This is a genomic window from Natranaerobius trueperi, assembly GCF_002216005.1.
GTDB classification, from domain to species: domain Bacteria; phylum Bacillota; class Natranaerobiia; order Natranaerobiales; family Natranaerobiaceae; genus Natranaerobius_A; species Natranaerobius_A trueperi.
Map to the genome: position 1 here is coordinate 1 of NZ_NIQC01000001.1, position 13,649 is coordinate 13,649.

The window sequence follows — 13,649 nt, forward strand, 5'->3', positions numbered from 1 at the left end:
GAAAACTGCAAGTTGCAAAAAACTCAAAGCAAATAGCAAAAACTGATTATAACAGTCACTCCCACTTATTTATTTAATGAGATGGGAGTTTTTTATTAAATCAATGTGGGTGCTATTTGACGCTTACATTATGGATGCAATTAAACTCAAAGGCAAGTTAGCAGGAATAGAGCTTGTGTTAACTTTCAATTCCATTATGGATGCAATTAAACCGGAAATCAAAATAATGGCGCTAACGCGAATATACACTTTCAATTCCATTATGGATGCAATTAAACATGAATGACTAAAATAGATCCGAAGTTTGTTGTTAATTCTTTCAATTCCATTATGGATGCAATTAAACGACGAGGTACAAGAGTTATTGAGTTTTGAAAAAGTCGCTTTCAATTCCATTATGGATGCAATTAAACGAGGGTCACGATGAAAGTTAGAGAGTTATCGGAAAACTTTCAATTCCATTATGGATGCAATTAAACTTAATTGAAATCGAACGTGAGCGTCGCCATGTTTACTTTCAATTCCATTATGGATGCAATTAAACAAATATTGTATAGACGCCGATGAATGGCAACATAGTTCTTTCAATTCCATTATGGATGCAATTAAACTACCAATAGTTCCGGACGCTGCCGTTGGAATTGGCGTCTTTCAATTCCATTATGGATGCAATTAAACCGTACAAAATCCGCCTCCTAGTCTTTCTATTAAGCCGCTTTCAATTCCATTATGGATGCAATTAAACAAGAAACGGAAGTAACTTTTAGCGCTAAAGCGGTTGACTTTCAATTCCATTATGGATGCAATTAAACGATCTCCGGAATTAAACCGTTCTTCCGACATACATACCCTTTCAATTCCATTATGGATGCAATTAAACTAGAAGAATTACAAGAATATAAAAACAAAATAAAAAACTTTCAATTCCATTATGGATGCAATTAAACTTAGGTTCAATATTGTATTTATCAAGCAAATACTTGCTTTCAATTCCATTATGGATGCAATTAAACTTCACTAAACCTACTCCTGCTATTTCTTTAGCCCATCTTTCAATTCCATTATGGATGCAATTAAACCAAAACAAGGTCATCAATGACCTATCAATTAAAAACTTTCAATTCCATTATGGATGCAATTAAACAAATAGAAAAACTAGACCAAAGAATAGGAGACATTACACTTTCAATTCCATTATGGATGCAATTAAACTGTAATCTTCATACTCATGTATCTCATCAAAAATTACTTTCAATTCCATTATGGATGCAATTAAACGTCTTTGTTAGCTAATTGTAGCTTTATTAAGGGATGCTTTCAATTCCATTATGGATGCAATTAAACCTGAGTAGCTTCCTTGAACTCGTCAGTCTTTGTATTCTTTCAATTCCATTATGGATGCAATTAAACTTTTCTCTCCTCTACTAACTCCTCATAACACTCATTTCTTTCAATTCCATTATGGATGCAATTAAACGGTGTGATAGTCCCGTTTGGTAAGTATTTAGATAGACCCTTTCAATTCCATTATGGATGCAATTAAACAGGTGTCTACTGATAAGTTTAGAGTGCGTGGAAAAATCTTTCAATTCCATTATGGATGCAATTAAACTCTTCTTTCTGCCTACCCCTCCGAAAAATATATGACTTTCAATTCCATTATGGATGCAATTAAACACGAGGGTTTAAAGAAGAAAGAGAAAGACAGAAGCAAACTTTCAATTCCATTATGGATGCAATTAAACTAAAAAGGAGTGATAACAATGAATAAATATTTTAACCTTTCAATTCCATTATGGATGCAATTAAACTTTAAAATTAGTGAAGATAATATTTTAGATATTCTACTTTCAATTCCATTATGGATGCAATTAAACCCTTATTCAAAACATTATTTTACCGGGGATTTTAAGGTATATCAAAGGTAGATAAATCTGTCTACCTCAAATCTTGTAAATTCCCCGGGAAGTTCACAGATTTTACATTTGTAACCCCATGATATTGTAGAAGTACTTTATACGCTGATTTATGTGCATACCATTACAGGGACCCCCGTAATCCTAATTAAGCACCTCGGGTATTAACTGCTGCTAACTGTACATCGCCTTCTGTTCTATTATACAATACTCAGGCTAAATTTGTAGATTATACTAAAATCATAATTTATTTCGGATTCACCTAGGTCATCTTGTTTCTGAACAGTCCTAATTCCTGTAACTAATACAGCCATATCAACTGTTACATCATCACTCTTAATAAAATACTATAACCTAGAATAGAAGTTTTTCAATTTAAACTCACTTTTACAATCCTACAAGTCCATATTATTCTTTTTTTATGTTATCTGTCAACTACTTAAGACAAATTTAGAAACATTAATAATTTTAAATTAATGACCTCAGTAATATTCAACTACTAGCTATTTGCCAGTAAAGTTTAAGTAATACAAAAGCTCCGATGTACTCACGGAGCTTTTGTATTAATCCCAATGTTCTTTCAAAATATCGTATGATTTTTTCAACCTCTGTTGGTAACGCGGTTCCCCCCATGTTTCCCATAAAAATGGTTCAGATGTAAAATCACTAATAATTTCTTCTTCATTTCCAATTAAATATCCCGAAACCACAAAACCATCAGTTTCAATTGTATTTAATTGATCCCTCTCAAGATAAGCATAGTTACCATCATCGTTAAGGACTCTATGAGAAGTAGGATCTGTTAAATTTATTCTTCCCCATGGTATACGAATAGATAGCTTGTCATCACCCTTTTTATACCAATGATTATGCGTCCCTTGGAAATTTCCGTAGTTTAGAGTAGACCCATCTTCTCTTACTTCTTCAATTACAGATCCATCTTCTCTAACAATACGAGCATTAATCAAGGGAGTAATAGGATGAAACTCACCTGTATTAGTAGCTTTAGATGCAAAATTCATATTAGCAGCATTATAATCAGGAGTTACTAAAATTTGTGCATCTTGTTTGTTTTTAATTTCTATAAGAAATTCTTTACCCGTTTCAAAAGTTAGACCTTTATCTCTATAAACAAATTGTCCTTTCTCTCTGTCATACGTATCTATTCCCAAAATAATACTCTGATCAGCTAAATCAATCGCTCTATCAAATTCTAAGTCAATATATAAATAAGATTCGTTTCCTCTAAAACTAACTCTTTCAAATCCATTTTCTGTAGACAATTCATAGTAAGCTTTTTCAGGCTTAATCGCTTCATTAGCTAATATACCATAGTTTTGCTCTGGATCTAAAACATTATGCCAAAAAACATTGTGTTCATAGGGAATCATGAATGGTTCTGTCGTCCACGTTTTTTTAGCCCATTCATCCATCCACTCAAAGATAATACCTCCCATATAGTTTTCTTTTTTAATACTATCCATCATCCTGATAATTCCTTCGCCCTGTTCTTTTTCTGTCAAGCCACCATGATGATATCCATCAGGGCTATAATGCGCATTACCCATACCAGTAGCTATACCAAATTCTGCAACTAAAGCAGGAAAGTTTTCATGCTTTTCCATAAAATGTTCTAGATATCCCCCATAACGAAAAGTTCCCTCTTCATCTTGATAATTTTCATATCTTTGATTATGATTGATAAAATCGGGATAATTAGGATATATATGATATGACCCATAAAAACCTGCTAATAAGTCTTCTCCCCTTTGAAAATTTCTAATATCGATAGAAGCTTCATCATCAAAAATCCCTTCATCACCAACAAATTCTTGCCACTTTTTTGTATGATCGATCGGGTCTAAAATTGGCCAACTTACGAATGCATTAGGACGCTGCCAGTTATATTTTTTAGCTTCATACTCCATAGTGTAATCAATGGCTTTAGCTAACCAAACTTCTGTTGGTGTACCATCTTCAACTCCCAAGTAATCACCTTGGTATGATGTTATATCATTTAATTTATTAGTTTGATTTACTTCATAAGTTTCTATCTCCCGACCTACTAAATAGGAAATTGTGTAAGGTGAAACATCAGCATAATAATCACCATAAGCTCTTCCTGGGCGCTTTGGTACCTTTCCTTCACCGTGAATGGCATCAACCACATATTCAATTTCTTTGTAAAAGTCTTCTACATATTCTTCACCTAATAAATTATCATTTTCAGGGTGTTCTTCAGGCCAAATATTTTGAAATAGCCATAATTCATCACCCGGGTTGTTTAAATTATATTCTAAGAAAGCTCGATAAAAGGATGGATCCATTAATGTATATACTCTAACGGAATTAACATTCATATCTCCAATTTTTTCTAACCACTGCCTATACGTTGATTCTTTGTCCGGAAATTCAGTAAACCACTTACCGGGGTTTGCTATCCCTATATTCACTCCTTTTATAAATAGGTCTTCAAAGCTATCACCAGTGTATATCTGCATGTGACTTTCATCAGTTTTCGATATCATACGAGTATTGTCTTTTTCATAGACATGTTCATATTTGAGTTCTTCTAGTTTATCTGATCTTTCGCTTACAGCATGAGCTTTAGCTAATATATTTTCCATAACCGGTACATAAGTTCTCCAATAAAATCTAGTTTGATTATCTAGCACACTACTCACACCAGACATTATCTTAGCTAGACCCGCCAAATTATGAAATGGAGTACTTGATATATTAGAAAAACTACCTGACATGTAATATGCATCATATATACTATTACTAAACTTAGAGATCGCAGAAAACTCTTCAGGTATACCATACTCCTTTGCCTGATTTAATCCATTTTCCGTTAAACTAGCTGTAAGATCAAAGTCTGCCAAAGATTTTGTCTCTTCATCATGTTCTGTGATATCAAACCAACCCGTATAACTTGTATCGTCTTTTAATCCTAAAAACTTTTCCCCTTGTTCAGTAAAAGTCATATTTATCCCTTTGATATGAGAAGTTTTACTTTCATCTAATATAACTACTTGCTGTTTCTTTTCATTTAAAAATATAAAGCCTTCTCCTTCATAGTCATAAGTGTTATTATCATCTTGATAAATTTTAAATACCTCACCGGGAATAGAGTTTGAATCAGACAAATCGCTAAAGTATTTGCCTACCCAGCCAGTCCACCTAACACCTAATAGTTCATACATATACTCTCTCACATGATCTGGTGTCGGGTTTGAAAAAGTATTAAATTCAGAGATTATCGTTGTACCATTATAAGCTGCTTTTGTTATACTCTCTATTTCATTATACTGAAGACCGCTAAATTCTTCTTTTTGATCTGTTAATCCATAGGTATCAGCTATATAAATAACATCTTTATCAGTCAAATCTTTTTGTAAGGGACGGAATTCAAAGTCATTGTTACTTGCTTTGATAGGGACAACACCATAATAGTCTTTGTTTTCATTATAAATTTTTCCATCACTTTGAGTATATTTCAAATGATTAAGTAACCAGGTAACCCCTTGGTGTTCGCTAAAAGAACCATCAGACACGGTTTTGTTAAAAATCGCAACATCTAATTCTTCCTGAGGACCAAAGGACCATACAATCCAAGGAAGAATTAATAAAATCACAATTAAAGTAATAATCTTTGATTTATTATTCATAAACTATCTCCACATTATCAAGGTGGCTTTCTAATTTTGTTAGTAACTCCGTCACTACATTTTCATCATTTGTTTTCGCAGCTTCCTCTATTTTGTAACCAAGCTCAGTTACATAATCAAAACCATATCCGCCACCAACACCCTTGATGGTATGTCCAAGTTTTCTAATAGTTTCAAAATCATTCTCCAAGAGAGCGTTTCTCATTTTTTTAATTTCTTGATATCTATTTTCTAAGAACAAGGGAATCAAGTCTTTTAAATCTTTATCTACATAAACTTTATTTTTAGACATTTTACCCGCTCCTTTTTTATAACAAGGTTATGTATACAAACAAACGCACTAAATTAAAAACTTTTAAATTTAGCAGTATTTCTACCATTTTCTTTAGCTTCATAAAGGGCTTTATCGGCTGAATTAATAAAACTATTTAATACATCTTCCCTTTCTATTTTCTGATAATCTACTTCATCGAAATCTACACAGGTAACACCTAAACTAATTGTTACATTATCAGATATCCTAGAAGCTACATGGGGAATATTTAATCCTTCTATTCCTTCCCTTATTCTTTTAGCAACCATTAAAGAATCATCTGATTGTGTATTAGGTAAGATTACTGCAAACTCTTCTCCCCCATACCTAGCAGCAAAGTCGCCTGGGCGTAAGATTAGTTCACTTAATCTAGAAGAGATTACTTTAAGACATTTATCACCTTGCTGATGACCATAAGTATCATTATATTTTTTAAAGTAATCAATATCTAAAATGATCAAGGAGAGTGGAGTCTTGTCACGCTTTGCTCTCTTCCACTCATTATTTAAGGTCTCATCAAAAAGTCTTCTATTAGGTATTTGGGTAAGTTCATCTATAGTGGCTAGTTTTTCTAGCTTAGCATTCATTTCTTCTAGACTTTTTAAAGCATCTTCTAACTCACGTTCTCTTTTTAGACGAGTTTGTCTTTCGCGATTTAATTTCACAGCTGAATCAACTCGAGCTAGCAATTCTAATTTTCGAACAGGCTTTGTGATATAATCAATAGCTCCCGCATTGAAAGCTTTTTCTAAAGTCTCTGTTTCTGTTAATGCCGTAACCATAATTATAGGAATGTTAGAAAGATCGTGATGTCTCTTAAGACGCTCACATGCTTCTATACCATCAATATCAGGCATCATAATATCCATGAGTATTAATTCTATATTGGAAGAATCAATTTTAAAATCTGTATTTTCTTTTTGTCCATTATCATCTATACCTAGTAATTTAAAGGTTTCTTTTGGAGAAGAAGCAAAATATAAATCTTCATATCCTGCCTTATTCAAAAGTCTCTCTAACATAAACCTTATAGTTTTATCATCGTCTACTATCAATATTGCCATCTATATCACCCTTTTCGTAACTTGAAAAGCTTGTCCTTTTCATTTGTCCCCATTCTTTTCTTTTCCTTAAAAAGTCAAAAATCCCTTTTACTCTCCAAAACGTATGTCTCTGGCGATAACCAAAGTTCTCTAAAAATCCAAATAAAAAAAGAATAAGTTTTTCTTTTAAGCTAGAATATTTTCTAAATGTCATCTCTTCAAAAACTATTGAAGTGGTAGATAGTAAAATTCCCATCAAAACTGCTGTAATGAAAAATAGTAAGATAATTTCTCGGCCCGGAAAACCTAGAAAAAAGGTAATAAATAACGTGATAGCAAAAACGACATATCCTAGAAGTTCAAATATGGGACCTAAAAACTCAATGAACAAGAAAAAAGGATAAGCAAGTAAACCCAAAAGTCCATATCTAGGATTAAAGAAAAGTTCTTTATTCATGATAAGACTTTCTCCGAGACCCCGCTGCCATCTACGCCTTTGATTACTTAAAGTATCGATATCCTCCGGAACTTGAGTCCAGCAAACAGGATCCGGTAGAAATACCACTCGATATTCCCTTTCGGATTTTTTTAGTAAGCGATTCAGTTTCAGAACTAGTTCCATATCTTCACCGACAGTATCTTTACTATAACCACCTGCATTAGTAACATGAGATTTTCGAAAAACACCAAAAGCACCGGAAATAATTAGTAAACTATTTATGGATGCCCAACCAACTCGTCCAAATAAAAAAGCCCTTAAATACTCCACTACTTGCATCCTTACAAGGGGTTTTTTAGAAAGTCTCACTTGTTCTATATATCCTCCTCTAATTGTACATTCATTTGCTATTCTTACTGTCCCACCAGCAGCAACAACTCTCCAATCCTGAGAAAATGGCTCAACAATCCGTAATAAAGCTTGTCCTTCTATGATAGAATCAGCATCAATATTACAGATTAAAGGGTATTGCGAGATATTTATCCCTGCATTTAAGGCGTCTGCCTTACCTCCATTGTCTTTATCTACTACTACAAGATTAGGATAGTCAAGGGAGTCATAAACATTATTTATGTCTTCTGTATCAAGGTTTCGTTCAAAGGACCTGCTTGATGGTGTTAAGTTAAAGTTCTTTTTTAACTTATCAACAGTTTTATCTGAAGATCCATCGTTCACCACGACTACTTCAAACTCAGGATAAGAAAGAGCTAACAAGGATTTGACATTCTCGACTATAGTCTCCTCTTCATTAAAAGCTGGAACTATAATACTAATAGGTTTATAGAACTCACTTTGAAAGGTTTTTTTATAATCAGTTATTTCGTTCAAAAACCAGTTCTTCCTAATTGTAAAAAAAGCAACTATATTGAGAAAAATATATGTGCTATTCACTATCAAAAAGTAAAAAATCGCCAGATAGTCAATGGTATATAGTAAATTTGTAATATTCATACAAAAAACCCCTATCAAATATTTTTAAACTTTACTCAGTATATAACGACTTATTTCACCTCTATGGTCCTTTGAATTACTAATAGAATTCAAATAAGAAATATATCCTAAATCATATAACGCCTTAGCAGCATAAAATCTAACCCACCAATTATCATCATTAAGTATATTTTTCATATCATCTCTGTATGTATCCTCTTTAACTTTTCCGATATATTTGGCTACCTGGCTTCTAATGATCCAGTTTTCATGATAAATGAATGGAGTTAGTGATACAGTTGTTGGATATTCAATCCGTGATAATGCTTTTAATACATGAATAATAACTTCGTTATCATCAACATTTGTTAAAATCTTTCCTAGCTGGGGTGCTGCTTTAGTAAACCGATAATAACCTAGAATATCGACCATTAATGATACACTCTGATCGATAGACACACCAAAATCTTCTTCTAAGTTTCTTTGTCCTTCTAACCATTCCTGAATAATATTATTAATTGGAGTACAAACGTCTTTACCAAACCTCACTGCTATTTCTGTAATACCTTCAAAGGTAGTATTAGTATTAATTAACATTCTTCTAAAAACCGGTAAAACTAAGTTCACTTCTTTTGTGTCTGCTATAGCTTTAGCTGCAATTACCATTTCCATGGTTTTAGGCGATTTAAGCATTTTTTTTAAAATAGGAAGAGCCCTTTTATCTCCAAGTTTTCCAAGTATGGTTATTGAAATTAACCTTTTCTTTCTATTTGCCTTTTTTGCCTTGTTTAAGAAATAATCAGTCATGCCAGTTTCTTTTATTAGATAAACTAATTTTTCTCTGTCTTGTCCCATTAAATTATCTAAATATGGCTTTAAAAAACTCCATAAATCAAAGTAATCACCCTTCATCTTTTTAGCGGCTTCACTAACAGAAATTTCGTCAGCTAGATAACTGTATAATACAGTTTCCCAAGCGTTACTCTTTTTCTGATATGCATGTTCTTTTACCCACAGTAGATAATGATTAATTAAAACAAACAACAACAAACTGACAATCGAAATTATCATCACTATAATTACTACTATCAAGAGATTGAACATAGTCATTGTTAATATTCTCCTAGCAGCTTTTTTAGTCTTATCATTAATTCTTCTGGTCTAAAGGGTTTTGTTAAGTAATCATTTGCCCCTGCTTTTAAACCTTCTAGAATATCTTGTTCTTGGCTTTTTGCCGATAAAATTAATATCGGTGGCTCTTTATGATTCTCCCGTACTTTTTTTAAAACCTGCATTCCACCCAGAACGGGTAGAAATAAATCAAGAATGATAGCATCATAACTGATGTCTTTTTCAAAAAACATTTCAAGAGCTTTTTCCCCATCTGTTGCAATATCAACTTTAAAATTTGCTTTTTCTAATTTAAAAGAAATTAATTTATACATTGACGATTCATCTTCAACTAATAATATATGTCTTGTACTTTCCATATACATAACTCCTCTCCTATGAAATGACACTTTATTTTAAACCTATATGTTCTTCTATGACAGACAATAAGTTTTTCTTTTTGATGGGTTTAGAGAGGTGTGCATCACATCCAACCGCTAACGCATCTTGAACATCACTTGATAAGGCATACGCAGTAAGAGCTATAATAGGAGTTCTTGTAGATCTTTTTTCATTTTCAAACTCCCTAATTTCTTTGGTAGCAGTGTAGCCATCTTTTACTGGCATCTGAATATCCATTAACACTAAATCATAATTACCATCTTTAAACTTATCGATAGCTTCTCCACCATTTTCTGCGGTGATTATCTCGTATTCTGTAGATTTTAAGAAAGCTTTCACGAGCATTTGATTATCCTTAGAGTCTTCTACTAGAAGAATTTTTCCTGTATGTTTTTTAGATATTTTCCCTTCAGGTATTCTATGATCGATTTCGCTATAGGGTAATTTTTGGGTAGTTATCTTAGATAAAACCTTATTTATCGAAGCAAATAACTGTTTTCTTCTAATTGGTTTTAATATAAATTCATCATAATGAACTTTGTCTTCGTATTTTTTATCACTTGGTTTAAATTCCGAAGAAATTAGTATAATACCGAGATCTTTATAATTTAAAGTCTCTCTAATATACTCTGAAACCTCTAACCCATCCATCTCAGGCATCATATAGTCTAACAATATAAGATGATAGTTAGAAGCTTCTTTTTCAACCTCTTTTAAGGCCTCTTTTCCACTTTCAACACAAGTAACATTTGCACCTTTAAGAGCAAGAGTTTCTTTTAAAATTAATAGATTTGACTTATTGTCATCAACTGCTAATATATTTTTATACCTTAAGTCTAGGATGATTTCTTCAAAGTCATTTGTAACTTCTTGATTTATTGGTAGATCTAAAGTGACGGTAAAATAAAAATGACTTCCTTTACCCACTTCACTTTCTAACCATATTTTTCCACTCATCAGGTCAACAATTTTTTTTGAAATATTAAGTCCAAGACCTGTGCCACCATATCGCCTTGTACTAGAAGCATCTGCTTGAGTAAAACTATCAAAAATTTTATCTTGGTTATCTTTAGAAATCCCAATTCCAGTATCTTTTATAGCAAACTGCAATTCAATTTGTTGTTCTTTAATATCTTTATTATTTTTAACATCAATTTCTAATAAAACTTCCCCTTCTTCAGTAAATTTAATAGCATTTCCTAAAAGATTTATAAGGACTTGTCTAAGCCTAGAAGCATCCCCAATAAGATAATTAGGGACTTCGGGTTTAATTCTAACAAGCATTTCTAATCCTTTATCCTGTGCTCTAAAAGCCATTAATTCTACAGTTTTATCTACTAAATCAACTAAATCAAAGTTTTCGTATTCAAGTTCTATTTGCCCTGCTTCAATTTTAGATAGATCTAAAATGTCATTAATTAAGGTTAACAAACTTTCACCAGCATTTTTAAAGATATCTATGTATTGTTTTTGTTCATCATCTAGCTTTGTTTCTGTTAACAGCTCAGCCATACCAATGATTGAATTCATAGGTGTTCTGATCTCGTGACTCATATTAGCTAAAAATTCCGATTTAGCCTTAGATGCTTGAATTGCTTCATTTTTCGCTTGTTCTAGCTCTAAATTCTTAATATGTATTTCATTCGTATAAGCTTGAAGTTTTTCATCTGCTTTTTTCTTTTCAGTGATATCCCTAGCAATACCCAAAATACAATCGTGTCCTCTATATTTAATTGGAACTTTTTGAGTTTGTAACCATCTAACATTCCCGTCTTTGTCTGTCAAAGTTTCTTCAATATCTAGTTTTTCTTCTCCATTCAAAACTTGTAAATCGCCTTCAATAAATTTTTCACTTTCGTCATCTGTCGGGCTTAGCTCGAAATCTGATTTACCCACAATTTCATCAGAGTTAAATCCAAACAGATTTTCTAAAGTATCATTTGTTAACTGGTATCGACTATATTTGTCTTTTATAAAAATCACATCAGGAGCAGTGTTAATCACTTTCTCAAATGATTCCTTTTGTTCCTTTAGCTCCTGTTCAGCTTGTTTATTTTCCGTAATATCCATAAATTGTGCAAAAATGTAAACAGACTCACCCAATTCAAGTCTCTTAGCAATTACAAAGACATCTATTATTTTACCATTCTTTGTTTTGTGTTTGGTTTCGAATTCTTCCCTTGAACCTTGTAGCATTCTATTAATCCTAGATACAGTTTGTTCAGTTGTTTCAATTACATCATAATCATTAATCTGTAAATTTTCAAACTCTTCTCTTGTGTACTCTAACATATTACAAACTGTATCATTAAATTCTTCAGGTTCAAATGTTTCCGTGTTTATCAACACAATACCGTGAGGTGCATCATTAAATAATGTTTTGTAACGTTTTTCTGCTTCTTCTAGTTTTTGTGTTGCTCTCACCTGTTTTGTAACATCATAATTTGTTCCTATCATTTTTTCTGGATTTCCATCTGGGTCATGTATTACTTCAGCAAAAGCCTTGAGGTATTTGATAGTTCCATCGCTCCAAACTACTCGAAACTGAGTATCAAATTTTTGTTCATCGTTTTTAGCTTTCATTAGTAAATCTATATTTTTTTCTTTATCTTCCGGATGTAAGCTATCAATCCATTTCGTCAGTCTATCCTTTGTTACTTCTGGAGTGGTTCCATATAAGTAGTACATATTTTTATCCCAAATAAGCTCATTAGTTTTAATATTCCATTCCCACACCCCAATATTAGCAGCATTTACAGCTATATCGTATCGGTCTTTTGCTTCCTTTAATTCATTTTCAATTGATTTTTTTTCGGTTATATCAGTACTAGAACCTACTATAGCAGTCACTTTTCCATCTTTGATTACTGGTGTCAATTTGGTCAGCCAATACTTTTCGCCTAAAGGGAAAACAAGCTTTTCTTCATAGGAAATAGTTTCTTCTTTTTCAATACAAATCCTATAATTAGCTTCTACGACTTGTCCTAATTCAGCACCCAATACTTCCACTGGTGTTTTCCCTTTGACATGTTCTGTTTTTAACCCAGTAAGCTTTTCATGAGTACTATTTAACTTTCTAAAATAAAAATTGTTATTTAAGACATCAATTAAAAATAGAGCTTCTTGGGTATTATTAAAAATAATTTCATACTCTTCTAACAAATCATCAGATAAGTCAATTTTTCTCACAATTAACCCCCTATCAATAAAAAATAATTCTTCACACAAATCACCAAACCTTACTAAAAGTACTCTTTTCCTACACCACAAGAAATTTACTAGGTGGGATACGAACTAATGGGGAGATTTCTAAACTATAATTTCTAATAAGAAAATTATCCCTTTCCTCTCTGAATATACCCTTATTTTTTAAATTTTCTGTTTTTTATCTTTGTTTTGCTTCTGAGCTTGAGAGGGGTATGTTAGCTATAGCAGTCCTTAAATTCTCAACTAAGGAGATAATTAAACTCTTATTAACCGGGGAATTCAAGGTAGATAATCTGTCTACCTTGAATTCCCCGGAAAGTTCACAGATTTTAGAGCATTATATCTAAATTATTACCTAAATGAGTTTGGATAGAGTTTTCTAACTCAGATCTATCTAGAGTTGATTTTTCTAGAAGATCCATGAACTGGTCTTTAGAACTTTCTAAATTGTCTAAAGACATTTTAGCAACAGAAGTATTTACTTGGTTAAACAATTCTGTTTGACTAAGAGAAAAAGCTAATGCTGGTATATCCATTTTAAATCACCTTTTTCTATTA

8 protein-coding genes and 1 CRISPR repeat array are annotated in these 13,649 nt (G+C 32.3%); all 8 genes read right to left on the reverse strand.

Translation table 11 applies throughout. From position 1 onward, the window contains the following. Positions 1-116 precede the first annotated feature (116 nt). Positions 117-1,877: a CRISPR direct-repeat array (repeat unit 30 nt; unit sequence CTTTCAATTCCATTATGGATGCAATTAAAC). A gap of 602 nt (positions 1,878-2,479) precedes the next feature. Further along, complete coding sequence (locus tag CDO51_RS00005) at positions 2,480-5,587, reverse strand: hypothetical protein (protein WP_089022251.1); 3,108 nt, start codon at positions 5,585-5,587, stop codon at positions 2,480-2,482. Next, positions 5,580-5,879 carry an Hpt domain-containing protein gene (locus CDO51_RS00010; protein ID WP_089022252.1) on the reverse strand — a complete coding sequence of 100 codons (300 nt, stop codon included), beginning with the start codon at positions 5,877-5,879 and terminating at the stop codon, positions 5,580-5,582. The genes CDO51_RS00005 and CDO51_RS00010 overlap by 8 nt, the downstream gene beginning before the upstream one ends. Positions 5,880-5,932: 53 nt before the next feature. Beyond that, complete coding sequence (locus tag CDO51_RS00015; RefSeq protein WP_089022253.1) at positions 5,933-6,964, reverse strand: diguanylate cyclase; 1,032 nt, start codon at positions 6,962-6,964, stop codon at positions 5,933-5,935. Next, a complete protein-coding gene (locus CDO51_RS00020; protein WP_205842026.1) occupies positions 6,939-8,270 on the reverse strand; it encodes a glycosyltransferase family 2 protein in 1,332 nt (443 codons plus the stop codon). Before CDO51_RS00020 ends, CDO51_RS00015 begins: the two co-directional genes overlap by 26 nt. A gap of 147 nt (positions 8,271-8,417) precedes the next feature. Further along, positions 8,418-9,482, reverse strand: a complete 1,065-nt coding sequence (locus CDO51_RS00025) for a HEAT repeat domain-containing protein (RefSeq protein WP_089022255.1) — start codon at positions 9,480-9,482, stop codon at positions 8,418-8,420. Positions 9,483-9,484: 2 nt separating this feature from the next. Continuing rightward, positions 9,485-9,862, reverse strand: a complete 378-nt coding sequence (locus tag CDO51_RS00030; protein WP_158212235.1) for a response regulator transcription factor — start codon at positions 9,860-9,862, stop codon at positions 9,485-9,487. A gap of 31 nt (positions 9,863-9,893) precedes the next feature. Then, positions 9,894-13,073, reverse strand: coding sequence for a PAS domain S-box protein (locus CDO51_RS00035; protein ID WP_158212236.1), 3,180 nt, complete (start codon positions 13,071-13,073; stop codon positions 9,894-9,896). 347 nt (positions 13,074-13,420) lie between these two features. Beyond that, positions 13,421-13,627 carry a YjfB family protein gene (locus tag CDO51_RS00040; protein WP_089022258.1) on the reverse strand — a complete coding sequence of 69 codons (207 nt, stop codon included), beginning with the start codon at positions 13,625-13,627 and terminating at the stop codon, positions 13,421-13,423. Between the last annotated feature and the right edge of the window lie 22 nt (positions 13,628-13,649).